Origin of the sequence: Microbulbifer sp. YPW16 (assembly GCF_021290385.1) — a bacterium.
Classification (GTDB): Bacteria; Pseudomonadota; Gammaproteobacteria; order Pseudomonadales; family Cellvibrionaceae; genus Microbulbifer; species Microbulbifer zhoushanensis.
This window is the reverse complement of the sequence record NZ_CP089928.1, coordinates 3855168-3879686: the sequence shown is the minus strand read 5'-3', so window position 1 is coordinate 3879686 and position 24519 is coordinate 3855168. Positions and strand designations below refer to the sequence as shown.

Here is a 24519-nt window from a genome sequence, read left to right as displayed (position 1 = left end):
CAGCGTCCCGGTCCTGCGGGACCTAGCCGCGATCCCCCATGGGCTCGGGCTCACCGGCCATTACCGCCTTGACCGTGCGGTCAATCGCCTCCCTGGCGCGGAAGATGCGCGAGCGCACGGTACCCACGGGGCAACCCATGACCTCGGCGATATCCTCGTAGCTCAGGCCCTCCATCTCGCGCAGCGTCACGGCCGAGCGCAGGTCTTCAGGAAGTGCCTGGATCGCCTGGTGCACGGCCTGCTCGAGCTGGTCGCGGAACAACTGGTTTTCCGGTGTCTCATTGTCCCGCAGCATGTCGGCCCCGGAATAAAACTCCGCATCTTCCAGGTCCACGTCTGAGGACGGCGGGCGACGCCCGCGGGACACCAGGTGATTCTTGGCCGTATTGATCGCGATGCGATACATCCAGGTATAGAAGGCACTTTCCCCACGGAAATTGGCCAGTGCACGGTAGGCCTTGATAAAAGCCTCCTGCACCACGTCCTGAACCTCGCTGTGATCCTTGATGAAACGGCTCACCACGGCAACGATCTTGTGCTGGTATTTCAACACCAGCAGGTCGAAGGCGCGCTTGTCGCCCTTCTGCACCCGCTCTACCAGCTGGCGGTCACTTGGTGACGCCTGTTGCGCTGTCATCCCCTACTCCCAAATACAGCCACACCGCGTGCGGCCTCCCAGATGGGTCTGGAGCTGGCAACGCAGGTATTTATTCTGTGATGTTGAAGACACTGGCGGTAGGACATAAGTTCCGGGCCAAATCGACGAATTGAAAGTTGGCGCTATACTACGCGACCCCACTGGACAATGAAAATTATGAGTGCAAAGGCAAATTACGACGTCCTGGTCATTGGCAGCGGTGCTGCCGGGCTGACCCTGGCGCTGCACCTGTCGGCCCGTTACCGGGTGGCGCTGCTATCCAAGCAGCGACTGCGGGACGGCTCCACCTGGTTCGCGCAGGGCGGCATCGCCGCGGTGCTCGACAGCGCCGACTCGGTGGAGTCCCATATCGCTGATACCTTAGATGCGGGCGCCGGCCTCTGCCACCCGGATGCGGTGCGCCATACAGTGGAAAACGGCGCCGCAGCGATCCAGTGGCTGATTGACCAGGGGGTCGACTTCACCCGTGAGGACCAGGATTACCACCTCACCAAGGAGGGTGGCCACAGCCACCGGCGCATCATCCACAGTGCCGATGCCACCGGCCGGGCGGTGCACAGCACCCTGATCGAGCGGGTTCGTGCAGCCGCCAACATCGACTGTTTCGAGCAGCACGTCGCGCTGGACCTGATCCGCCAGCCCGATGCCGCCAAGGGCCGCTTCCGCTGCGCCGGCGCCTACGTACTGGACCGTGAAACCGAAGAAGTGGAGCTGTTCCAGGCCCGCGCCGTGGTCCTTGCCACCGGTGGCGCCAGCAAGGCTTACCTCTACACCAGCAACCCCGACGGCGCCAGTGGGGACGGCATTGCCATGGCCTGGCGCGCCGGTTGCCGCGTCGCCAACATGGAATTCAACCAGTTCCACCCCACCTGCCTGTATCATCCCAGGGCCAAGGCCTCCCTGGTGACGGAAGCCCTGCGCGGCGAGGGTGCGCAACTGAAACTGCCCGACGGCCAGCGCTTTATGCACCGCTTCGACAAGCGCGGCGAACTGGCGCCCCGGGACATCGTCGCCCGCGCCATCGACCATGAAATGAAGCGCCTGGGTGCCGACTGCCTCTACCTGGATATCTCCCACAAGGACGCCGACTTTATCCGCGGGCATTTCCCCACTGTTTACAGCAATTGCCTGCAGTACGGCATTGATATCACCAGGGAACCGATCCCGGTGGTCCCCGCAGCCCACTATACCTGCGGCGGTGTGATCGTGGACGAACACGGCCGCACCGACCTGGACCAGCTCTATGCCATCGGCGAAACCACCTTTACCGGCCTGCACGGCGCCAACCGCCTGGCCAGCAATTCCCTGCTGGAGTGCCTGGTATACGGACGCGCCGCGGCACTGCATATCGATGCGCACCTGGACCGCGTAACGCCGCCCCGGGAGGCGGCGCCCTGGGACGCCTCCCGGGTCACCGACTCGGATGAGGATGTGGTTATCTCCCACAACTGGGATGAATTACGCCGCTTTATGTGGGACTACGTGGGTATCGTGCGCACCCGCAAACGCCTGTTGCGAGCGGAACACCGGGTAAGGCTGCTGCAGCAGGAAATCCGTGAGTTCTACGCCAACTACCGTATTACCAGCGACCTGATCGAGCTGCGTAACCTGGCAGTGGTGGCCGAGCTGATCATCCGCTCAGCACTGGACCGCCGCGAGAGCCGCGGGCTGCACTATTCAGTGGACTACCCGAGCCTGCGTGAACTGGCCATGGATACCATCCTGGTGCCGGAGAATTTCGCCGACCAGCGGCAGTTTGTGTAAGTGGCGGGCGCGCCCCCGCCCGCAAACCGCCAGTTTCAACGGGAGTACTGCAGTGCCGCCCGCAGGCGCCGCCAGTCATCCGCGCTCATACTGTCGCGGGCCAGCACCAGCCGCAGGCGGCGCCCGCGCGGGTCACGGCTGTTCACCACTACCACCCAGGACCACAGCACCAGCTCACCGTGCAGAAAGATTTCACCATCCTCAGCACCATCGGGACGCCAGAACCAGCGCCGCTCGCGGGTACTGATGACTCCGCTGGTGGACACGATGCGGTGCCATTCCAGGATGGCGTAGGCCAATACCGGCACTACCAGGGCCAGGGCGATATACCAGGGCAATGGCGCCAGCCACAACAACAGCAGCCCCTGCAGCAGGGCCGCCGCCAGGATCAAGGTAAGAATACGGGAGGGCGCCACGCTGCAGGATAACCGCGCGTGGCGCTCGGGGACGGGGGAGTGCGGGCTATTCCTGCAGGCCGGTGTTGTCACGGATAATCTGCACAATATGCAGCAACTCCGGATCCTCCGGATCCTCGCGGCGCAGGAACCAGGCAAACAGGTCCTGGTCCTCGCTGTCCAGCAGCTTTACATAACGCTGCTTGTCAGCCTCGTCGAGGGTGTCGTAGACGTTTTCCAGAAACGGCAGCAGTACCAGGTCCAGCTCCAGCATACCGCGGCGGCTGGCCCAAAACAGGCGGTTGCGATCCATACTTCATTCCAACCAGAGAATTTGCGGCAGTATACCTGTAGCGGGCGCCCGAACAGTAGCCCCGGCCACGCCGGGACCCTGCGCTCCCGGTTGAAATCCACCCCGCCAACCCCACATAGTGGTGTCAACACACACCAACCGAGCAGTACAGGGACTCACCATGGACCAGGCACAGTGGCAGGAATACCTCAGCGCACGGGGCGCCGTGTGGGAGGGCAACCAGGCGCACTTCCCCGATACCCCGGCGGACCTGCACCTGGTGGACCTGAGCCCCCTGGGGTCGGTCACCGTCACCGGCCCCGACAGCCAGAAATTCCTGCAGGGCCAGCTTACCTGCGACCTGGTCAACCTGCCCGATAACCACAGTACCCTGGGTGCCCACTGTAATCCCAAGGGGCGCATGATCAGCGCCTTCCGCGCCATCAAGCACTCGCAGGAAGACTTTACCCTGCTGCTGCCCCGGGACCTGGCCCCAATCGGCCGGGACGCCATGGCCAAGTACGCGGTCTTTTTCAAGACCGAACTGGCCGAGGCCGGGGAATCCCGGCGCTGGCTGGGCCTGCAGGGCAAGGGGGCCATCAGGCAGGCTGCGGAGTTGCTGCAGGTCCCGCAACTGGCACCCGGTGAAGCCGCGCACTGCCAGCTGGACGACACCACAATCCTCGCCTGTGCCCTGAATGAGCACCAGCTGGCGCTGGAGGTTCCCGGTGAGTCTGCAGGGGCCCTCTGGGAAAAACTGGCCACGGTCGCCGAAGCGGCAGGTTACTGCCACTGGGTGGCGGAACAGGTGGCGGCAGGAATCCCGCAACTCCACGCCGCCACCAGTGAAATGTTTATCCCGCAGATGCTGAACCTGCACCTGCTGGGCGGGGTGAATTTCAAGAAAGGCTGTTACACCGGCCAGGAAGTGGTGGCCCGCATGCAGTACCTGGGCGCCGCAAAGCGCCGCATGTACCGGGCGCGCTGCGAGTCCGGCGAACTACCCGCTCCCGGCAGCGATATCGTCACGGGCGACGGCAAGTCCATTGGCAATACTGTCGAGGCCTGCCGCAGTGAAGAAGGCATCGAGCTGCTGGCGGTGCTGACCATTGCCAGGGTCGCCGAGGAGGCCTCGCTCAAACTGGCAGACGGCCGCCAGTTACAGTTGCAGGAACTACCCTACGACGCGGAAGCAGACCCGCTGGCCTGATTCGCATCCAGGCCGGCTATCCCGCAATCAGATTTCAACCGCAACCCGGTGAAGCTCAGCAGCTGCAGGTAACTGCCAGTCGATGGGCGCCTGGCCGTGCTGCTCTAGCCAGGCATTGGCCTGTGAGAATGGCCGGGTACCGAAGAACCCCCGGTGTGCCGACAATGGTGAGGGATGTGGCGCGCGCAGCACCAGGTGTTTATTGCGATCGATAAAGGCCCCCTTTTTCTGCGCGTAACTGCCCCACAGGATAAATACCAACCCCTCGCGCTGCTCTGCCAGGGCGTGGATAGCCGCATCGGTAAACTGCTCCCAGCCGCGCCCCTGGTGGGCACCGGCCTTGCTGTCCTCCACCGTCAGGGTGGCGTTCAGCAATAATACGCCCTGCTCTGCCCACGGCTGCAGGCAACCGTGCTGTGCCCGGGGGATACCCAGGTCGGATTCCAGCTCCTTGTAGATATTCTGTAGTGACGGGGGAATGCGCACGCCCGGCATTACCGAGAAACACAGGCCGTGGGCCTGGCCCGCCCCATGGTAGGGATCCTGCCCCAGGATCACGACCTTTACCCGATCAAACGGTGTTGAGTTGAAGGCATTGAAAATCTGGCCACCAGGTGGGTAGATCTGCTTGCCGGCACTCTTCTCTGTGCGCAGGAACTCCCGCAGCTGGCCCATATAGGGTTTCCGGAACTCACTCTCGAGCACCCGGTGCCAGCTGGGTTCTATCTTTATTTTTTCGGGGGATGTCATGCTGCTTCCTGAAAAATACTATCTTCGTGCTTTTGTCGCGGTGCACGGGCGAACACCAGGCTCGCCCCTACGGTAAGACCTTCTTTACCTGGCGGCGGAGTTCCGGCACCACTTCTTTCTCGAACCAGGGGCGCTGGCGCAGCCAGAGGGTATTGCGCGGGCTCGGGTGCGGCAATGGGAAATAACCGGCGGGCAGCGCATCGGCGTAGTGGCGCACGTTCTCGGTAATGCTGCCATACCAGTGCGGCAGGTAGTAGCGCTGTGCATACTGGCCCACCAGCAGGGTCAGTTGCAGGTCCGGCAGAAGCTCCAGCAATCGCGCATGCCAGGCGGCAGCGCACTCGGGTCGCGGCGGCAGGTCGCCGCCCTTGCCGCGCCCGGGATAGCAGAACCCCATGGGGATAATGGCGATGCGGGATTCGTCGTAAAAGGTATCGCGGTCGATTGCCAGCCAGTCCCGCAGGCGATCGCCCGAAGGATCATTCCAGGGGATGCCGGTCTCGTGCACCTTAGTGCCCGGTGCCTGGCCGACAATCAACAGGCGCGCCGACTCAGCCGCGCGCAGCACGGGGTTCGGGCCCAGCGGCAGCACGTCCTCGCACAGGCGGCAGGCACGCACCTCGCGCAGCAGGTCCTGCAGGGGGATGCGCCGGCTCATTCGGGTCCGGCTTCCGCCACCACACCCGCCGGGGGATGCGCCAGCTGTAACAGCAGGCCGCGGCGATCATCCGGGGCTGCAACGCGGCCGAGATTGTTATTATCCAGTACCACAAAAATCCCGTCGTCGCGCACAGCCAGGCCCTCGGCCTTGCCGTAATAGGTCTCCCGGTAGATGTACTCCGGCCTTTCCTCAACCGCGCGATAGTTGATGCACCACTGCGCACGCAGGCCGGGCAGTGCGCGGCGGCAAACGGCAAACGCATTCCGCTCCAGGGTGTAAAGGGCCCCGTCATAAATATCGAGCCCGGTCAGGTCTTCCGAACGACCGCGGAAATCCAGGCCAGGCACTCCCGGTACGCGAAAATACTCGACTGTATCCCCGGACAGGCGCACCAGCCCCCGCCCATCCCGCTCCATCGCAATCCAGGTATCTTCGCCGTCCCGCACCAGTCCCTCGCTGGCACCATTGAACTGCAGCATAAAGCCGCGCTCACGGGCGCCATCGGCCCACTGCGGTGGCAGCCAGCGCGCATCACCAGTAGTTGGCAACTGCGCAACACGGTGGTGACGCTCGCTGACCATGTAGATATCGCCACCGCTGCAGCTGATCCCCTCAAAGTCCGCCGCTGTCCCCGACTGGACCAGGTTGAGCAGCGCTGCTTTCCAGCCCTCCCAGCGCCCGGACGGCAAATCCAGCCCGTTGATGCGTCGGTAGGGCTCCAGCTGTGTCGCCGCCGCTGGAACAGCGTTATCTCCCGCTTCACCACTATCTGCATCTGTGCGCGGCCCAGGCCCCATTGCCGGTTGGTCCAGCCGGATCCGGTAAATACCGGTGGAATCCTTGTCTGATACCGCCAGCAATTCCCCGTCACAAAAACTCAGCCCGGAAATATCCAGGCCCGCACTGCCGTCCAGCCACCAGCTGCCGCGCAGCTCCGCAGGAATAACCGGCTGCGCCACAGAAACAGTCACCTGCCCTAAAAAACCTGACAACAGCAGGCCCCGAAGAAACTTCTGCATTTTTTACCTTTATCCCGTTGCCCGGGGGCACGGTATTATCAATCGCGGAAGTTCTCGAATTGCAAGGGTTGTTCCAGCTCTTTCCCACGCAGTGTTGCGATGACCTGCTGCAGATCGTCGCGCTTCTTGCCGGTAACCCTGACCTGGTCGCCCTGGATGGATGCCTGCACCTTGAGCTTCTCATCCTTGATAATCTTTGTGATTTTCTTGGCCAGCTCTTTGTCCAAGCCATTTTTCAGTGTGATCTTGACCTTAACCACCTTGCCGGACTGCTCCGGCTCGCCCACTTCCATGGCGAGGGGATCGATATCACACTTGATCAGCGCGCTGCGGAGCATATCCACCATCTGCGTTACCTGGATATCGGCCTCGGCCCGCACGGTCAGCTCAAAGCCATTCATTTCCACTTCGGCGTCCACGCCCTTGAAGTCAAAGCGGTTACCCACGGTGCGGTTTACCTGGTCGACCGCGTTGGTCAGCTGGTGCTTGTCCACTTCAGAGACAATATCGAAAGAAGGCATAAATACTCCAAAATTATTGCAGTTGCTCCGGGATCACCTCCAGGCTCTCCTCCCCGCTGGCAATCCAGAGGTGGCCATCCTGTATGGTGACGTTCAATTCCATAGTGCGTTGCGCAAGCGATGCCAGTGCTTCGGTCTGGTCAGGATCCAGCTGATAGACCCGCAGGTTGGAGAATCGTGCCAGGGCCTGCCCATGCTTCTGCCACCATACCCCGGCCGTGCGCCGCCCATAACTGTACACCAATACCTTACCTGCGCGATTGCAGGCCTTGCGCACCCGCTCTTCCGCTGGCAGCCCCACCTCGATCCAGCGTTCTATTTCCCCGCTGAGGCCCAACTGCCACAGGTCGGCCTCCTCATCACTGGAGAGGCCACGGGTGAATTCGAGTGAATCGCCGGCATTGTGTGCGAATGCCAGTAAGCGGACCATCATGCGCTCGTCGGTTTCCGATGGGTGGCGGGCGATGGTCAACGGGTAGTCCGCATAGTGATGCCGGTCCAGGTCAGCAACCTGCAGCCGGACTTTGAAAATTGTTGCTTTAAGCGCCATTACTCTCCCCGGCCCCTACCTGTTGCCGTGACTGTGTCACGGGAAGCTATTATTGTCGGGCTCTGGGCATAAACATGGATGATTGGCATGAAACCGATAACTCCCGGCACCCGCTCCTGTTTAAATTCCCGCCCCTGTGTGCGCCCCTGGTCCTGGCCACGCTTTTTGCAGGCACTGTTTGTTTCCTTCTTCGCCATAACGGCGAGCGGGTGCGGCATCAATAATATCCCTACTTACGACGAGCAGGTAAAAGCCGCCTGGGCCCAGGTACAGAATCAGTACCAGCGACGTGCCGACCTTATCCCCAACCTGGTCAAGACCGTAAAAGCCTATGCTGACCAGGAGCGGGAGACTCTGGAGGCAGTCACCGAGGCCCGCGCCCGGGTCAACTCCATGCAGGTTGATGAAAACCTGATCAACGACCCCGCCAAACTCCAGCAGTTCGAGGCGGCACAGGCACAGCTCAGTGGTGCCCTGTCGCGCCTGATGGTGGTGGTCGAGCGCTACCCGGACCTCAAGTCCAACCAGAACTTCCTTACCCTGCAATCACAGCTGGAAGGCACCGAAAACCGCATCAGTGTGGCCCGGCGGGATTATATATCCGCCGTGGAGCGCTACAACCGGGAAATCCGCACCTTTCCGGGACGTATCTGGCACAGCGTGCTCTACAGCGACATGCCGATCCGCGAGACTTTCGAGGCCACTTCGGAAGATGCAGAAAAAGCCCCGGATGTGGATTTCCAGTGACGGACCCTGACCACCGATAATGCACTTTCGCCACCTGCCCCTGCTGTTCAGCCTGCTGGCCTGCCTGTATAGCGCTGCTACATGGGCCCAGCCCGAGTTCCCGATGCTATCCGGGCGGGTTGTGGACCGCGCCAACCTGCTGCGCCAGGACACCGAGTACCAACTCACCGAGCTGATGCAACAGCATGAGAAAGAAACCAGTAACCAGCTGGTGGTGGTAACCATACCGGACCTGCAGGGACTCACCATCGAGGAATATGGTTACCAGCTGGGTCGCGAGTGGAAACTGGGGCAGAAGGACAAGGACAATGGGGCACTGCTGATTGTTGCGCCACAGGAGCGCCAGGTGCGTATCGAGGTGGGCTACGGCCTGGAAGGTGCACTCACCGATGCCCTGTCTTCAAACATCATCCATACCAAAGTACTGCCGAAGTTCCGCTCCGGTGATTTCGATGCTGGTGTCATTGCCGGAGTCGAATCAATGATCGCCGCAATCCGCAACGAATATGTGGCTGAACCCACGGAAACCAGCGGCGACCGTCGCCTGGCGCTGCTGGTGGGCTTTTTCCTGCTGCTGGTGATGCTGCAGCTGTTTGGCGGTGCGGTATTCGGCGCCCCACTGAACAGTGGCCGCTATCGTCGCGGGCGCTACGGCGGCTATTACGGCGGCGGTGGCTTTGGTGGCGGCTTCGGGGGCGGCGGCCTGGGCGGGGGCTTCGGTGGCGGTGGTGGCAGCTTTGGCGGCGGGGGCGCCTCGGGGGGATGGTAATGCTCAACAGTGAATACCGGCGCAAGGTGGCCGAGACAATCAAGGAAGTGGAGTCACGGACCGATGCCGAGGTGGTGACCGTCCTGACCCGCGAAGCCGACAACTACGTCTACATCTCCACCCTGTGGGCCGCGTTCCTGGCCCTGGTGCTGGCGCCACTGCTGCAGTTCCTGCCCTGGTGGCTGGAATACCACGAGGCCTTCACGATCCAGTGGATCCTGTTTATCGCCCTGGTGGTGTTGTTCCGCTGGCGCCCCCTGACCATGCGCCTGGTACCGCGCAAAGTGAAATTCTGGCGCGCCGCCAACCTGGCCCGGCGACAGTTCCTGCAGCAGGAATTGCACAGCACTCACGGACGTCTGGGCCTGTTGATCTTTGTCGCCGAGGCCGAACATTACGTGGAGATTCTCGCCGACCGGGGCCTGGCGGAACATATTACCGATGAGAGCTGGCGCGAGATCGTCGAGGAGTTCATCCACGAGATCAAGAAAGGCAAAACCGGCGAAGCGTTTGTACACTGTATTGAGCGGTGCGGCGAACTCCTGCGGGAAGTGGCGCCGGCCACAACGATGAAAAATGAGCTTCCCAATCACCTGGTGATCCTGGACTGAGCACTGACACTGGTCTCCGGGTCACTTCCCGGTACTGACCATGATATTTGCGAGCCGCAGACTGAACCTTGCCCTTCTTGCCCTTCTGGTGGCCATACCCGGCGGCTACCTGGCGATCGCCGCGGGTGCGCCGGACAGTACGGCCGGCGCCCTGGCTGACGGCCGGGCCGGCCGCCTGGCACAAATCTTTACAGGTGACGGGGACCTGGAGTCCCGCGTGGCCAGGCTGGAAGAATCCCTCGCCCGCTCCAATGAAATCCAGTCACAGATGCTGGACCTGGTGGAGGAGCTGCGCCAGCAGCTGGAGGGTGAGGTCGACAACGAGCCCCGCACCCGCCAGGCAGCAATTAGTGAGGGGGATGGGCAGCGGCACAGCAGGCGTCGTGCACACAGCCAGGACTTTCACGAGATGCAGCTGCAACAGCTGGTCGAGGCGGGCATCGATCCCGCACGGGCCGCCCATATTCTCGAGCGGCAGGAACGCTTCCAGTACGAGCACATGAAAATTTCCTACGCCTACCGCCACACCCCCAACAAATCGTCGCCGGAGGCCATGGCCCTGCGCGAGAAGCTGGAATCCTACAGCCACCCCCGCAAGATGCTGGAGCACGAACTGTCAGCGGAGGAATTCGAGCGCTACCTGGAGGCCACCAGCGGCAGCCAGAATATGGAAATCAACGACGTGATCAGCGGCGCCCCGGCCGCCGCAGCCGGCCTGCGCCCCGGCGACCGGATCATCAGCTACAACGGCGAGCGAATTTTCCATATGGGTGACCTGCGCTCGCAGGTCTACAAAGTGGCACCGGGGGAAAACGTGGCGGTGGAAATCCAGCGCCGGGACAGCGGCAGCCGGGAGACCATTTACCTGCCCAGTGGACCGCTGGGCATTCGGGGGTAAAGACAGGCAGGAACAGCCGGGAGCGGAACTCCCGGCGGCGGGCTTGACCGGCAATTGCCGCTCGCGACCTTACGTTACTCCGCGCTGGTTTCCGGGCGCATATGCGGGAACAGCAGCACGTCGCGAATCGACGGGGAATCGGTCAGCAGCATCACCAGGCGGTCGATACCGATACCCTCACCGGCGGTGGGGGGCAGGCCGTATTCCAGCGCACGGATATAGTCCGCGTCGTAATGCATGGCCTCGTCATCGCCGGCATCCTTCTCTGCCACCTGCGCCTTGAAGCGCTCGGCCTGGTCCTCGGCATCATTGAGCTCGGAGAAACCATTGGCAATCTCGCGGCCGCCGACAAAGAATTCGAAACGTTCGGTAACGAACGGGTTCTCGTCGTTGCGGCGCGCCAGCGGCGATACCTCGGTCGGGTATTCCGTGATAAAGGTCGGCTGGTCCAGGCGATGTTCGACGGTCTTCTCGAAGATCTCGATCTGCACCTTGCCCAGGCCCCAGGTGTCCTTCAGCGGGATGCCCAGGTTTTCCGCTACCTTGCGTGCCCCAGCCAGGTTGTCGATATCCGACGGATTGAGGCCCGGGTTATAGCGCAGGATGGAATCGAACACCGACAGGCGCGCGAACGGTTTGGAGAAATCGTAGCTGTTGCCCTGGTACTCAACCGTGGGGGAACCGAGCACGTCCTCGCAGATACCACGCAGCATGCCCTCGGTGAGGTCCATCAGGTCGTTGTAATCGGCGTACGCCTGGTAGAACTCCAGCATGGTGAACTCGGGGTTGTGCCGCGTGGACAGGCCCTCGTTGCGGAAGTTGCGGTTGATCTCGTAGACGCGCTCGAAGCCGCCCACCACCAGCCGCTTCAGGTACAGCTCCGGCGCCACCCGCAGGTACATGTCGATATCCAGCGCATTGTGGTGGGTGATAAACGGCCGCGCGGTGGCGCCGCCCGGGATCACCTGCAGCATCGGCGTTTCCACTTCCATAAAGTGGTTGTCGTTCAGGAAGCGGCGGATATAGTCGATCACCTGCGAGCGGATGCGGAATACGTCGCGGGATTCCGGCGTGGCGATCAGGTCCACGTAACGCTGGCGATAGCGCAGTTCCTGGTCGGCAATGCCATGGAATTTCTCCGGCAGCGGCCGCAGTGCCTTGGTCAGCAGCTGGTAGTCCTCGCAGGTAACGTAGAGGTCGCCCTTGCCGGACTTCTGCAGGGTGCCGCGCACCCCCACGATATCGCCGATATCCCAGGCACCGTAACGCTCCTTGATATCCTTCTGCGCCGTTTTGTCGGCGTACAGCTGGATACGGCCGGATACATCCTGGATCACCATAAACGGGCCGCGCTTGGCCAGGATCCGCCCGGCCACGCATGCGGTCTTGCCCAGCTCCGCCAGCTCTTCCTTGGATTTATCGCCAAACTCGGCCTGCAGGTCAGCGGCCAGGTTTTCGCGGCGGAAGGCATTGGGGAAGGGATTGCCCTTTTCACGCAGCGCGGACAGCTTGGCGCGGCGCTCGGCAATCAGTTTGTTCTCGTCTTGCTGGGTATCTGTCATGGCGATTCGTCAATCGTGGCTATTTAAGGGTTTGTTTCCTGTACTGTAGGAGCGGCCCATGGCCGCGATCGGGGCTCAGCGTGTTCCCGCCAGTTCAATCGCGGCCATGGGCCGCTCCTACATCAAGGGATCCGGAAAGTTTACAGGCCGGCCTTGAGGCTCGCCTCGATAAACTGGTCGAGGTCGCCGTCGAGCACCGACTGGCAGTTACTGGTCTGCACACCGGTGCGCAGGTCCTTGATGCGCTGGTCGTCAAGCACATAGGAGCGGATCTGGCTGCCCCAGCCGATATCGGACTTGCTCTCTTCCATTGCCTGCTTCTCGGCATTGCGCTTGAGCATCTCCTGCTCGTACAGGCGGGCCCGCAGCATCTTCCAGGCCTTGTCGCGGTTCTGGTGCTGGGAGCGCTCGCTCTGGCAGGCCACCACGATGCCGGACTCGATATGGGTCAGGCGAACCGCTGAATCAGTCTTGTTGACGTGCTGGCCGCCGGCGCCGGAGGCACGGTAGGTGTCCTCTCGCACCTGGGACTTGTCTACCTCGATCTCGATATTGTCGTCGATCTCCGGCGACACAAATACCGAGCTGAAAGACGTGTGGCGGCGGTTGCCGGAGTCAAATGGGGACTTGCGCACCAGACGGTGTACACCGGTCTCGGTGCGCAGCCAGCCGAAGGCATGGTCGCCCTGGAAATGGATGGTGGCACTCTTGATGCCGGCCACTTCGCCGGCGGAAGCCTCTTCCAGGGTGGTCTTGAACCCGTGGGCCTCGCCCCAGCGCAGGTACATACGCAATAACATCTCGGCCCAGTCCTGGGCCTCGGTGCCCCCGGAGCCGGCCTGGATATCCAGGTAGGCATTGTTGGCATCGGTCTCGCCGGAGAACATGCGGCGGAATTCGAGCACACCCAGTTGTTCCTGCAGGCTCTCGATTTCTTCCGCCACCTCGGCCACGGAATCCTCGTCGCCCTCTTCCGCGGCCATCTCCAGCAACTCGCGGCAGTCGGCAATGCCAGTCTCGAGGTTTTCGATGGTGGTGACCACGGTTTCCAGCGAGGAGCGCTCGCGGCCCAGCTCCTGGGCGCGGCTGGGATCGTCCCAGACGCTGGGCTCGGCCAGCTCCAGTTCGACCTCGGTCAGGCGTTCTTTCTTGTTGGCATAGTCAAAGATACCCCCTAAGAACGCCAGTGCGCTCTTCGAGGTCATTGAGTTTGTTCAGCAGGGGATTGATTTCCATGGATTCCAGAATTCCGAGCCAGTTGAAAGCGGCGCGCATTCTACCGCAGCGCGCCCTGCCCTTGCCAGTGCGCCCCCTGTCAGCGGGCTCCGGGAGCCGCCAGCCCGGCCAGGATTGAACACTCGGGGGAATCGTCTCCCGGGCAGTCCCGCGCCAGCTCCCGCAGGGTCGCGCGCATGTCACGCAGCTGCTCTATCTGCCGTTCCAGCTGCCCCAGCTTGCCCTCGACCATGGCCCGGGCCTCGCGGCTGCGGCGCCGGGGATTGCGATGCAGTGCCAGCAGGTCGCTCACCTCGTCCACCGAGAAACCGGCATTGCGGGCGCGACGGATAAAATGCAGCGCCTCCAGGTCGGCGTCGCTGTAGTCACGGTAACCATTGGCGCAGCGCCCGGGGACCACCAGGCCGCTGGATTCGTAGTAGCGCAGGGCCTTGGTGGTCAGCCCACTCACCTGCGCCGCAGCAGAGATGTTCATCTGGCCTCCCGTCAATCACCGCAAAGTTCCAGGAGGCGCCATTGTACACCGGGCCGGCTTCAGTTGCCGTTACCGTTGCTGGTGCCATTGCCGGGGCAGCTGGCCTGCTGGTACTGGATATTGTCGACGGGGTCGTATCCCTGCTGGAGGACCGTGTCCAGGGAGGTTTTTTCCACCAGGTGCAGCAGGATATCCCCGGTCTGGCCGCCGCAGACGCTGGCATACATCCGGTCGGTGCGGGTGCCGCAGCGGGATTCCTGGATGTCCACACCGGCGGCCGTGAGGCTGCTGCTGCTCTGTTCCAGGGTTGTCCCGCCGTTCTCGCACTGGCGGTTGCCGCGGGCCCGGAACACCCACACCAGTTCTTCCGCCGGCACGGCTTCCGCCTCGCCGGTTTCCTGCTGGCCATTGCCGCCGTTTTCGGCGGTGGTATCGTCCGGGGTGGGCTTTTCCTCTTCCCGCGGTGCACAGCCAGACGCCAACAGCAGCAGGCTCACAACCAGTATCAGGTTTTTCATGGGCTCTCTTCCTCCTTAAAGTTACTGCCCGCAAGTGGGCGGAATACCGATGCGCCGGACCGCCGGATCGCCGGTTCAGCCGAACGCCAGCCAGCCCCCCACGCCCAGCATCAGGCTGCCGGCAATGCGATTGATCACCGTGACATTTTCACCGCGTTGCAGCAGGCGCCCAAGCGTCTGTCCTCCGCCGGCATAGATGAGCATGCACAGGGTTTCCAACAGCAGAATGATAGCAACCAGCACCGCCAGCTGCGGCGCCAGGGGCAGGCTGTCGTTGATAAACGGGGGCAACAGGGCGATCGTGAAGGCCCACCCCTTGGGATTGGCCACGGCGGTGACAAAGCCCTGGGTCACCAGCGCGCGGCGCGCGGGTATCGGCTTGTCCCCGCTGTCTGCGGGCGCCACCATCACCATCCGGCCACGGGAGCGCCACATCTGCACCCCGACCCAGGCCAGGTAGGCCCCACCCAGGTACTTGAATACGGTAAATGCGGTCGGGTATTTCAGCATCAGGGCGGCGATGCCCAGCACCGCGGACACGGATACCAGCGCCACCCCGGCCAGCTCCCCCAGCATCATCCAGCCGGCGCGACGCACACCCACGGACATACCCAGCGTCAGCGCCAGGGTCATGCACATGCCCGGCGTGATGGAGACGATAAAGAATGTCGGCACAAACAGTGCCAGCAGCGACAGGTCGATCAACCCCATAGTCAGTGATGTGTTCCCGTATGGTTGCCATAGTGACTGACCAGCATACCAGCCAGCATCAGGCCACAGCCAAGCAGTTCCCGCACTGAAAGCACCTCATTCAGGAACAGCCAGCCGGCCACCAGCGCGAATACCGCCTCCAGGCTCATGATGACGGTGGCGTGGGAGGGCGCCGCATGGCGCTGGGCCAGCAACTGGAAGGTGAAAGCGATCGCAGTGGAGAAGACCATCATGTAGGCGATCGGCCAGGCGGCGTCCACGGCCGACTGCAGGCTGGGCTGCTCCACCACCAGCGCGGCAACCCCGGAAAGGACACCGCAGACCAGGAACTGGATACAGGCCAGGCGCAGGGCATCGTAGCGACGCACGAAATGATCGGCGGAGAGCACCTGCACCGCAAACACAAACGCGCTGGCAAACACCATCAGGTCGCCGATCAGCTGGGCCTGTTCACTGAAATCAGCCAGCCAGTAGAGTCCCAGCAACGCCAGCCCGATCCCGGCCCAGGTCCAGCGATTGGTGCGATGCCCCAGGGACAGGCCAATGACAGGCACCAGCAACAGGTAGAAGCCGGTGATGAACCCGGCGCGGCCGGCAGTGGTGTACAGCAGGCTGGCCTGCTGCAGGGCCGCCCCCAGGAAGAGCCAGAAACCCAGCACAGCCCCGCCGGGCAGGCAGCGGCGCCAGGTATGATGGACTCGATGACCGCCCTCCTCACCCGGCTGCAGGTCGCGTCGCGACGACAGCCAGTAAACAATCGGGATCAACAGCAGGCCGCCCAGGAAGAAACGCCAGGCATTGAACGCCAGGGGCTCGATATGTGCCATGGCGATTTTCTGTGGCACAAAGGCGAGTCCCCAGAACAGGGCGGCCAGCAGGAGCAGGACTTCAGCCCGGGCTTGCTTGCGATTCATTCAGGTACATCCACAGGGGGCGCGGTCGACGCGGCCCGGTAACTCGATAAAAGACTTGCCGGATTCAGGCCGGCTCCAGGTGGTCCACCAGCAATTGCAGGGACTCGCGGCCGCGATACTCGTTGATATCCAGCTTGAAGGCCAGCCTGATTTTATCCACCGGTTGCGGCCACTGGTCCGTATCCACATTGAAGGCGATGGCATCAACGGCCCGCTGCGGGTCGGATTGCGGCGCCACTGTCATTTTCAGGTGGCGCTCGCCCACGATCCGCTGTTGCAACAGCAGGAATTCGCCGTCGAACAATGGCTCGGGGAATGACTGGCCCCAGGGGGCACAGTTGCGCAGCATGGCGGCAGTCTGCAGGGTGAAGTCGCCGGGCTGCAATTCGCCGTCGGACTCGATCACCGCATGCAGGCGCGATTCGTCCAGGCGCGAGCGCACTGCCGCCTCGAATGCATCGCGAAAGGCATCCAGCTTTTCCGCCGGCAGGCTGAGCCCGGCCGCCATGGCGTGGCCGCCGAATTTGCTGATCAGGTCCGGGTGGGCCGCCGCCACGTCACTCAGGGCATCGCGGATATGCAGCCCCGGGATCGAGCGTGCCGACCCCTTGACCAGCCCGTTGTCACCCTCGGCGAAGGCAATCACCGGGCGATGGAATTTTTCCTTGATGCGACTGGCCAGGATACCCACCACGCCCTGGTGCCAGCCCGGGTCATAGAGGCACAGGCTCCAGGGAATCTCGCCTTCCAGGTGCAACTTGTCCAGCGCCGCCAGGGCCTCCCGCTGCATCCCCTGCTCGATCGCCTTGCGGTCACGGTTCAGGGCATCGAGTTCCGAAGCCAGCTCGCGCGCCTCTTCCGGGTCCTGCGTCAGCAGGCAGCGGATACCGGTGCCGATGTCATCCAGGCGCCCCGCCGCGTTGATACGCGGGCCGAGGATAAAGCCAATATCGGTGGTGGACAGGCGCCGCTGGTCGCGCCCGGCCACCTGTAGCAGCGCCGCGATACCGGGCCGGCAGTGGCCGGCGCGGATACGCGCGATCCCCTGGTGCACCAGGATACGGTTGTTGTGGTCCAGCGGCACCAGGTCCGCCACGGTGCCCAGGGCCACCAGGTCCAGGTAGTCCGCCATATTGGGTGCTGGAATGCCGCTCTCGGCAAACCAGCCACTGTGTACCAGGGCGGTGCGCAGCCGGCTCAGCAGGTAAAAAATCACCCCCACCCCGGCCAGGCCCTTGCTGGGGAAATCGCATCCGGGCTGGTTCGGGTTGACGATCGCATCCGCCTCGGGCAGCTCACTGCCCGGCAGGTGGTGATCGGTTACGATCACCCGCATACCCGCCGCGCGGGCCGCGGCGACACCATCGATACTGCTGATGCCGTTGTCCACGGTAATCAGCAGGTCGGGCTGGTAGTCCTTCGCCACCTCGACGATTTCCGGCGTCAGGCCGTAGCCGAAATCGAAGCGGTTCGGCACCAGGAACTCCACCGAGGGCGCCCCCATTGCCCCCAGGGCCAGCACGGCAAGGCTGCTCGAGGTGGCTCCGTCGGCGTCGAAGTCGCCCACGATCAGGATCTTCTGCTGTGCGCTCACTGCCTCCACCAGCAGCTCCACCGCCGCCTGCACACCGCGCATGGCGTCCGGCGAGTGCAGGCGTGCCAGGCGGTGCTCCAGGGCATCCTCGCTGGTCACACCGCGCCCCAGCAGCACGCGCTGCAGGATTTCGGGTACGTCAGATGCAAAACGGCCAGTGGAGAGATCCACTGGCCGTCGCTGAATTGTTTTGCTCATTCTGTCTCAGCTGGTTGTCGGTGTATTCATAACGCCGTTGCCATAAACCTGTGGACCTGCTCCAGGTCGTTGGGCAGTACCTTGTAGCGCTCCTCGCGCTCGAACAGGTCCTGCATATGGGCCGGCAGCGGAATCTGTTGCGTCGGCAGCGCCCGGGCAACGGCATCGGGGAATTTTGCCGGATGCGCGGTGGCCAGGCAAACCATCGGCTGCGTATGCGAGCGCCGGGTCCTGCGGGCCGCCTCGAGGCCGATGGCGGTGTGGGGGTCGAGCAGGTAGCCACTGGCCTGGTACACCTCACGGATCACCTCGACGGTGCGGGCATCGTCGACCCGGCAGGAGGAAAACACTTCCCGCGCCCGCGCCAGCGCACCCTCGTCCAGGGACATGGGCGCGCCGCGGTCGGCCAGCAGGTTGGCCACCGACTCGCCGTCGCGCTGGTAGAGGTCGAACAACAGCCGTTCGAAGTTGCTGGACACCATGATGTCCATGCTGGGCGACAGGCTGTGTACCAGCTCCCGGGGTGAATGGTCGTTATCGCTGATGCAACGGTGCAGGATATCGTTGGCATTGGTGGCAATCACCAGCTGATCGATGGGCAGCCCCATCTTGCGGGCCAGGTAACCAGCGAAAATATCACCAAAATTGCCCGTGGGTACCGAGAAATTGACCGTGCGATCCGGCGCACCCAGGTTCAGGGCCGCGTAGAAGTAGTAAACGATCTGGGCCATGATCCGCGCCCAGTTAATGGAGTTAACCGCCACCAGGCGACGGCCGTCGGGCAGGAATGACTGGTCGGCAAAACTCGCCTTGACCATGTTCTGGCAGTCGTCGAAGTTCCCTTCCAGGGCGATGTTGAACACGTTGTCGGACAGCACGGTGGTCATCTGCCGGCGCTGCACTTCGGACACCCGGTTGTGCGGGTGCAGGATAAAAATATCGATATTGTCGCAGTGGCGGCAACCCTCGATGGCGGCCGAGCCGGTATCACCGGAAGTCGCCCCCATGACCACCACCTGCTCGCCCCGTTTTTTCAACAGGTGGTCAAACAGCTGGCCGAGGAACTGCAAGGCAAAATCCTTGAACGCCAGCGTGGGCCCCTGGAACAGTTCCAGTACCCACTCGCTGCTGGCGGTCTGCACCAGTGGCGCCACCGCCTCGTGGCGGAAAGTGCTGTAGGCGCGGTCGATGATGCCCCGCAGCTCATCATCAGCGAGGTCACCATTAGCGAAGGGCTGGATAATCCGGAATGCGAGCTCGGGGTACTCGAGGCCCGCCATCGCACGGATTTCGTCCCGGGAGAATTTTGGCAGGGTTTCCGGCACATACAGGCCGCCATCGCTGGCGAGGCCGGTGAGGACTGTATCGGCAAAGGACAGGGAGGGCGCGCGGCCACGGGTACTGATAAATTTCACGGTTTATTCGGTATTCAATCTTGAGGATTCATTGAAGGAGTGGCGCTGGCGACCCTGTGGCAAACAATTGCCGAAAAGGCTGTTTGCCACAGGGTTGCCAGCGCCACGGCCAGTACGGATCGCGGCCATGGGCCGCTCCCACAGGTACCGGGTTAGGTACCGGGGTCGCGGGATGGCCTTTCAGCCCAGGGGTTCCACGCGGATGCGCACCACTGCGCCCTCGACCGTGTCCAGGGCTTCAATCTGTGCCACCGCCTCCCGCAGGCGCGCCTCGCGGGCGCGACTGGTGAGGATCACCACCGGCACCAGCGCCTCGCCCTCGGCCGGCTCGTGCTGGATCAGGGCCTCGATGCTGATGCCCTGGTCACTGCAGATACTGGCCACCTGCGACATCACGCCGGGCTTGTCGTGGGCGGAAATGCGCAGGTAGTAACTGGTCACCACCTCGTCCATGGGCAGTACGTCGGTATTCCCCTGGCTGTCGCGGGTCACGCCTGCCAGCGGCACCCTTTCCTCGGGCCGGGATTCCAGTGTCCGCGCCACATCCACGATATCGGCGATCACCGCCGAGGCGGTGGCCTCATCGCCGGCACCGGCACCGTAGTAAAGTGTCGGACCCACGGCGTCGCCGCTCACGAGCACGGCGTTCATCACCCCGTTCACATTGGCAATCAGGCGCCGCTGGGGGATCAGGGTGGGATGCACTCGCAGCTCCACCCCCTTGTCGGTTCCGCGCGCGATACCCAGGTGCTTGATCCGGTAACCCAGCTCATCGGCGTAACGGATATCCTCACTGGAAACCCCGCTGATACCCTCGGTGTATACCTTGTCGAACGCCAGCGGCATGCCGAATGCCAGCGATGCCATGATCACCAGCTTGTGGGCGGCATCGATGCCCTCCACGTCAAACGTTGGGTCTGCCTCGGCATAACCCAGCTCCTGCGCCTGGCGCAGGGCCTCGTCGAAGCTGCGGCCCTTCTCCCGCATCTCGGTCAGGATGTAGTTGCCGGTGCCATTGATAATTCCCGCCAGCCACTCGATGCGGTTGCCCACCAGGCCCTCACGCAGCGACTTGATGATCGGGATACCCCCGGCCACCGCCGCCTCGTAGGCGATGGTGACACCCTGCTCCGCCGCCGCGGCAAACAGCTCATTGCCGTGCTCGGCGATCAGAGCCTTGTTGGCCGTGACCACATGCTTGCCATTGGCAACCGCCGCCAGCACCAGCTCGCGGGCCACGGTAGTGCCGCCGATCAGTTCCACCAGCACATCGACATCCGGGTTGCTGGCGACATCGAATATCTCCCGGGAGATATTGATACCACTGATGTCACAGGCGGGATTATCCCGCCGCGCGCCGATCTGCACGATTTCCACCGGGCGCCCACAGCGCGCGGCAATGGCCTCACGGTTACGCGCCATGACATTGACGGTGCCGCTGCCCACAGTGCCCAGGCCACAGATGCCAATACGCACCGCGCGGCGAGGCTCGCCGGCAGGTTTCAGGGGGGTGACAGACGTGGTTTCTTCAACGGTTGCGCTCACAACTTCCCTCCGCGCAATCGGCCCGCGGTGACGCCCGGAGCCGCGCACTGACTGGCGGGCTGCCGGTGCCGGGCCAGGCAACAGCGCAATAAGTGTTTCTCAAATCGATAAAAGGACGACAACATTACCGAGAAAATGGCTAAATTGTCAATAAAATTGCGCGACGGGCAGGCTCCCCCGCCTCGTCTCGCAGACGCTTCAGCGGGTGCTCCCACAGGCCTCCCACTGCAAGCCTGACCGCCCCGGGCAGATATAAAAAAGGCGCCCGCCGGCTGCGACCGGGGGCGCCCTTCTCTCGGGACAGGGACCGGTCGGATCAGATACCCAGGGCCTTGGCCATGGTGGCCGGCGGCACATAGCCGGGCACTACGGTACCGTCCGGCATCACGATGGTCGGTGTACCGCGCACGTCGATCACCTCGTTGCCCAGCTTGTACTGCTCGGCGACCGGGTTGTCGTTGCAGACCTTGAGGGAGACGTTCTCACGGTTCTTGAGGGCGGTCAGGGTCTTGTTGCGGTCGTCGGCGCACCATGCAGTCGCAATCTTGCGGTAGCCGAGGGAGTTCAGTCCGCCACGGGGGAATGCCAGGTAGCGCACCTCGATACCGCGCTTGTTCAGTTCCGGTACGTCCTGGTGCAGCTTGCGGCAGTAACCACAGTCCACATCGGTAAACACATAAACGTGGGTCTTGGTCTCGCCCTTTGGGGAGAAGACGATCATGTCGTCGGTATCCAATGCCTCCAATACCTGGGCACGCTGCTTGCCGCGACGCTGCTCGGACAGGTTTACCAGCTCACCGGTCTTGACCTGGAAAAGATCACCATAAACAAAGTGACTGCCATCTTTGGACACATACAGGGTGGTGTTGCCGTCGACCTCGATTTCATAGAGACCGGCGATGGGGCTTTCGGTCACCTCGCCGTAACTGGCCTTGGGATTGGCTGACTGCAGCTTCGCCTTGATGGCCTTGGCCACGTTCGCGTCCACCTCGGCCTGGGCACCCTGCACCAGCAGGCCCAACAGTGCGCCGACCAGGATCAGCGGCTTTCTTATCAGCGTCATTCTCACAATTTCCTCAGTCTCTTTATTCGCTTCGACTCACCGGACCCTCCCGGGTTCCAGCCAGTATGGCATGGTTCCGCGTCAATCGTTGTCCATGGCGCGTTTTACAATATTCGCCGCATCTATACCACCGTGCGGCGACAGAATCCGGAAATTCCACGCCGAATCACCGGGCTGCCGGGCCCGATCACCCGCGGGGATGATGCTCCCGGTGCAGGGACTTGAGCCGCGCCTGTGCCACATGGGTGTATATCTGGGTGGTGGACAGGTCGCTGTGGCCCAGCAGCAGCTGCACCACGCGCAGGTCGGCACCGTGATTGAGCAAATGGGTGGCGAATGCGTGGCGCAGGGTGTGGGGCGACAGCGGCTTCTCGATGCCTGCTGCAGCGGCCCAGTGCTTTACCCGGTACCAGAAGGTCTGGCGGGTCATGGGGCGCCCCTTGCGCCCCGGGAAACAGGTATCACTCTCTCCCGGGGGCAGGAGGTTGGGGCGCACCTGCGCCAGGTAGCGCTGCATCCAGCCCTGCGCGGCCTCTCCCAGCGGGACCAGCCTCTCCTTGCCCCCCTTGCCGAATACACGCACCACACCCTGCCGCAGGTTCACCTGGCTAACTCGCAGCTCCACCAGTTCGGTCACCCGCAGGCCACAGGCGTACAACAGCTCCAGCATGGTGCGGTCGCGCTGGCCGATATCGCTGTCCAGGTCTGGCGCTTCCAGCAGGGCCTCCACGTCCGCTTCGGACAGGGACTTGGGCAGGGGTTTGGGCAATTTCGGGTTTTCCACCAGCGCTACCGGATCCTCCTGCACCAGCCCCTGGCGCAGGCAGTACTGGTAAAAGCTGCGCAGGGCCGCCAGGGCCCGCGCGCTGGAGCGGGCCGAGTGCCCGGCGCGATGGCGCTGCCCGAGGTAGGCCAGCACCTCGGCGCCACCGCAGGAGAGCAACCCGGTGCGACAGGCGGCCGCAAACGCCCTCAGGTCGCGGCCGTAAGCCGCCCGCGTATGCTCACTGGCACCGCGCTCGGCCCAGAGCATATCCAGCCAGGACTCGATCAACCGCTGTTGTTCGGGGGAGGTTTCCATGGGCGTATTAAACCACAGCGGCCATCGCCGCAGGCGCACCCGAATACCGGGCATAAAAAAACCGGGGCTTTTGCCCCGGTTTTTCGCGTAACCGCTTATCGAGAAAATGCCCTTAGTTGAGCTTTTCCTTGATGCGCGCGGCCTTACCAGTCAGGTTGCGCAGGTAGTACAGCTTGGCCTGGCGCACGTCACCGCGACGCTTGACCTGGACGCTGTCGACCAGCGGGCTGTGGGTCTGGAAGGTACGCTCAACGCCAACACCGTGGGATACCTTGCGCACGGTGAAGGAGGAGTTCAGGCCGCGATTGCGCTTGCCGATCACCACACCTTCGAACGCCTGCAGACGCTCGCGGTTACCTTCCTTTACTTTTACCTGGACAACGACGGTGTCGCCCGGGGCAAAAGGAGGAACTTCGCTCTTCAGCTGTTCCTGTTCCAGCTGCTGGATGATTTTATTGGTCATTTGGACTTCTCCCAAATACAGATATGTAGCTTCTCAGCTAGGCTGCCGAATTACTCTCGCCTCCCGGCGAATTCGACCTGTCAATGCGATCCGCGACAGTGTCGCGAACCCGTGTTCAATGCTCTTCAGTGCCAGTGCCGGCATTCTGCTCGCACCGGATCTGCTCCAGCAGGGCAGCTTGCTCCCCTGTCAGCTCGATGCGCTCGAGCAGGTCGGGCCGCCTCTGGCTGGTGCGCGCCAGGGCCTGCTTGAGGCGCCAGCGCCGAATTTTCTCGTGGTTGCCGGACAACAGCACCTCCGGCACCGACCGTCCCCGGTATTCCTCGGGACGGGTATAGTGCGGACAGTCCAGCAGCCCCTGGGCGAAGGAGTCCTCCACCGCCGACTGATCGTGCCCGAGGGCCCCGGGAATCAGCCGCGTGACAGCATCCACCATCACCATGGCGGCCAGCTCGCCACCACTTAAAACATAGTCACCGATCGACCACTCTTCGTCGATCAGGGTCTCGACGATACGCTCGTCGATACCCTCATAGCGCCCCGCCAGCAACACCAGGTTGCCCGCGTCGGCGAGCTCCTCGACACCGCCCTGGTCCAGCGGCCGGCCCTGCGGCGACAGGTAGATGGAGCGGGCACTTGCGCCGCCCTCTTCTGCCCACGCTCGCGCGGCAGCCAGCGCCTGGTAGAGCGGCTCTGCCAGCATCACCATGCCCGGGCCACCGCCATAGGGCCGGTCGTCCACGGTACGGTGCCGGTCGCTGGTGAAATCCCGGGGATTCCAGCAGCGCACCTCCAGCAGGCCATCCCTCACTGCCCGGCCGCTGATGCCGTATTCAGTCAGGGCGGCAAACATCTCCGGGAAGATGCTCACCAGCGCGATACGCCGGGCACTCATGGCG

General features: G+C 63.0%; 27 protein-coding genes. 6 read left to right on the top strand and 21 right to left on the bottom strand.

Annotation, left to right across the window (positions count from 1 at the left end):
• Positions 1-22: 22 nt before the first annotated feature.
• Positions 23-637, bottom strand: a complete 615-nt coding sequence (gene rpoE, locus LVE68_RS16850; protein WP_232941604.1) for an RNA polymerase sigma factor RpoE — start codon at positions 635-637, stop codon at positions 23-25.
• Positions 638-805: 168 nt separating this feature from the next.
• On the opposite strand from rpoE, the gene nadB reads away from it, so the two are divergent.
• Positions 806-2422: an L-aspartate oxidase gene (nadB, locus tag LVE68_RS16845; RefSeq protein ID WP_232941603.1), complete on the top strand. Its 1617-nt coding sequence runs from the start codon at positions 806-808 to the stop codon at positions 2420-2422.
• Between the two features lie 35 nt (positions 2423-2457).
• Here nadB and LVE68_RS16840 read toward each other — a convergent pair whose 3' ends face one another.
• Together LVE68_RS16840 and LVE68_RS16835 are read right to left on the bottom strand one after the other, a co-directional pair.
• Positions 2458-2910, bottom strand: a complete 453-nt coding sequence (locus LVE68_RS16840; RefSeq protein WP_370636695.1) for a protein YgfX — start codon at positions 2908-2910, stop codon at positions 2458-2460.
• The gene (locus LVE68_RS16835; protein ID WP_232941601.1) at positions 2885-3130 is read right to left on the bottom strand and encodes an FAD assembly factor SdhE; all 246 of its coding nucleotides are present in this window, start codon (positions 3128-3130) and stop codon (positions 2885-2887) included. Before LVE68_RS16835 ends, LVE68_RS16840 begins: the two co-directional genes overlap by 26 nt.
• Before the next feature lie 160 nt (positions 3131-3290).
• Here LVE68_RS16835 and ygfZ point away from each other — a divergent pair, with 160 nt between their 5' ends.
• Positions 3291-4319, top strand: a complete 1029-nt coding sequence (ygfZ, locus tag LVE68_RS16830; RefSeq protein ID WP_232941600.1) for a CAF17-like 4Fe-4S cluster assembly/insertion protein YgfZ — start codon at positions 3291-3293, stop codon at positions 4317-4319.
• 27 nt (positions 4320-4346) lie between these two features.
• On the opposite strand, the gene ung is transcribed toward ygfZ, so the two are convergent.
• The 5 genes from ung to LVE68_RS16805 all read right to left on the bottom strand — a co-directional run bounded on the left by ung (position 4347) and on the right by LVE68_RS16805 (position 7820).
• Positions 4347-5069 carry a uracil-DNA glycosylase gene (gene ung, locus LVE68_RS16825; protein WP_232941599.1) on the bottom strand — a complete coding sequence of 241 codons (723 nt, stop codon included), beginning with the start codon at positions 5067-5069 and terminating at the stop codon, positions 4347-4349.
• 67 nt (positions 5070-5136) lie between these two features.
• A complete protein-coding gene (locus tag LVE68_RS16820; RefSeq protein WP_232941598.1) occupies positions 5137-5727 on the bottom strand; it encodes a uracil-DNA glycosylase family protein in 591 nt (196 codons plus the stop codon).
• On the bottom strand, positions 5724-6749 hold the full coding sequence (locus tag LVE68_RS16815) for an esterase-like activity of phytase family protein (protein ID WP_232941597.1): 1026 nt from the start codon (positions 6747-6749) through the stop codon (positions 5724-5726). The genes LVE68_RS16820 and LVE68_RS16815 overlap by 4 nt, the downstream gene beginning before the upstream one ends.
• A 38-nt stretch (positions 6750-6787) precedes the next feature.
• Positions 6788-7270, bottom strand: a complete 483-nt coding sequence (locus LVE68_RS16810) for a YajQ family cyclic di-GMP-binding protein (RefSeq protein ID WP_232941596.1) — start codon at positions 7268-7270, stop codon at positions 6788-6790.
• A gap of 13 nt (positions 7271-7283) precedes the next feature.
• Complete coding sequence (locus LVE68_RS16805; RefSeq protein ID WP_232941595.1) at positions 7284-7820, bottom strand: YaeQ family protein; 537 nt, start codon at positions 7818-7820, stop codon at positions 7284-7286.
• Between the two features lie 87 nt (positions 7821-7907).
• Between LVE68_RS16805 and LVE68_RS16800 the strand changes: the two genes are divergently transcribed.
• The 4 genes from LVE68_RS16800 to LVE68_RS16785 are packed head-to-tail and all read left to right on the top strand — an operon-like array spanning position 7908 to position 10845.
• Complete coding sequence (locus LVE68_RS16800) at positions 7908-8567, top strand: LemA family protein (protein WP_232941594.1); 660 nt, start codon at positions 7908-7910, stop codon at positions 8565-8567.
• A 19-nt stretch (positions 8568-8586) separates the two neighbouring features.
• Positions 8587-9336: a TPM domain-containing protein gene (locus LVE68_RS16795; RefSeq protein ID WP_232941593.1), complete on the top strand. Its 750-nt coding sequence runs from the start codon at positions 8587-8589 to the stop codon at positions 9334-9336.
• Entirely contained in the window at positions 9336-9947 is a 612-nt protein-coding gene (locus LVE68_RS16790; RefSeq protein ID WP_232941592.1) for a TPM domain-containing protein, read from the top strand. Before LVE68_RS16795 ends, LVE68_RS16790 begins: the two co-directional genes overlap by 1 nt.
• A gap of 40 nt (positions 9948-9987) precedes the next feature.
• Positions 9988-10845 (top strand): PDZ domain-containing protein, encoded by an 858-nt coding sequence (locus LVE68_RS16785; protein ID WP_232941591.1) that lies wholly within the window; start codon positions 9988-9990, stop codon positions 10843-10845.
• 74 nt (positions 10846-10919) lie between these two features.
• On the opposite strand, the gene lysS is transcribed toward LVE68_RS16785, so the two are convergent.
• The 13 genes from lysS to trmD all read right to left on the bottom strand — a co-directional run bounded on the left by lysS (position 10920) and on the right by trmD (position 24515).
• Complete coding sequence (gene lysS / locus LVE68_RS16780; protein WP_232941590.1) at positions 10920-12407, bottom strand: lysine--tRNA ligase; 1488 nt, start codon at positions 12405-12407, stop codon at positions 10920-10922.
• A 140-nt stretch (positions 12408-12547) separates the two neighbouring features.
• A protein-coding gene (prfB, locus tag LVE68_RS16775) for a peptide chain release factor 2 (RefSeq protein ID WP_232941589.1) occupies positions 12548-13643 on the bottom strand; the annotation gives its coding sequence in 2 pieces (ribosomal slippage) (positions 12548-13570 and positions 13572-13643; 1095 coding nt in all).
• 79 nt (positions 13644-13722) lie between these two features.
• A complete protein-coding gene (locus LVE68_RS16770) occupies positions 13723-14118 on the bottom strand; it encodes a MerR family DNA-binding protein (RefSeq protein WP_232941588.1) in 396 nt (131 codons plus the stop codon).
• Between the two features lie 59 nt (positions 14119-14177).
• Positions 14178-14636: a hypothetical protein gene (locus LVE68_RS16765; protein WP_232941587.1), complete on the bottom strand. Its 459-nt coding sequence runs from the start codon at positions 14634-14636 to the stop codon at positions 14178-14180.
• 75 nt (positions 14637-14711) lie between these two features.
• A complete protein-coding gene (locus LVE68_RS16760) occupies positions 14712-15347 on the bottom strand; it encodes a LysE family translocator (RefSeq protein ID WP_232941586.1) in 636 nt (211 codons plus the stop codon).
• A 2-nt stretch (positions 15348-15349) separates the two neighbouring features.
• Positions 15350-16261, bottom strand: a complete 912-nt coding sequence (locus LVE68_RS16755; protein ID WP_232941585.1) for a DMT family transporter — start codon at positions 16259-16261, stop codon at positions 15350-15352.
• A gap of 64 nt (positions 16262-16325) precedes the next feature.
• Entirely contained in the window at positions 16326-18053 is a 1728-nt protein-coding gene (gene recJ / locus LVE68_RS16750) for a single-stranded-DNA-specific exonuclease RecJ (RefSeq protein WP_232941584.1), read from the bottom strand.
• A gap of 26 nt (positions 18054-18079) precedes the next feature.
• Complete coding sequence (gene thrC / locus LVE68_RS16745) at positions 18080-19468, bottom strand: threonine synthase (RefSeq protein WP_232941583.1); 1389 nt, start codon at positions 19466-19468, stop codon at positions 18080-18082.
• A gap of 180 nt (positions 19469-19648) precedes the next feature.
• A complete protein-coding gene (locus tag LVE68_RS16740) occupies positions 19649-20974 on the bottom strand; it encodes a homoserine dehydrogenase (RefSeq protein WP_233006737.1) in 1326 nt (441 codons plus the stop codon).
• Positions 20975-21329: 355 nt separating this feature from the next.
• Positions 21330-22076, bottom strand: a complete 747-nt coding sequence (locus tag LVE68_RS16735) for a DsbC family protein (protein ID WP_232941582.1) — start codon at positions 22074-22076, stop codon at positions 21330-21332.
• 187 nt (positions 22077-22263) lie between these two features.
• Positions 22264-23157 carry a site-specific tyrosine recombinase XerD gene (gene xerD, locus LVE68_RS16730; RefSeq protein ID WP_232941581.1) on the bottom strand — a complete coding sequence of 298 codons (894 nt, stop codon included), beginning with the start codon at positions 23155-23157 and terminating at the stop codon, positions 22264-22266.
• 112 nt (positions 23158-23269) lie between these two features.
• Complete coding sequence (gene rplS / locus LVE68_RS16725) at positions 23270-23620, bottom strand: 50S ribosomal protein L19 (protein ID WP_232941580.1); 351 nt, start codon at positions 23618-23620, stop codon at positions 23270-23272.
• A 115-nt stretch (positions 23621-23735) separates the two neighbouring features.
• Positions 23736-24515 (bottom strand): tRNA (guanosine(37)-N1)-methyltransferase TrmD, encoded by a 780-nt coding sequence (gene trmD, locus LVE68_RS16720; protein ID WP_232941579.1) that lies wholly within the window; start codon positions 24513-24515, stop codon positions 23736-23738.
• Positions 24516-24519 lie beyond the last annotated feature (4 nt).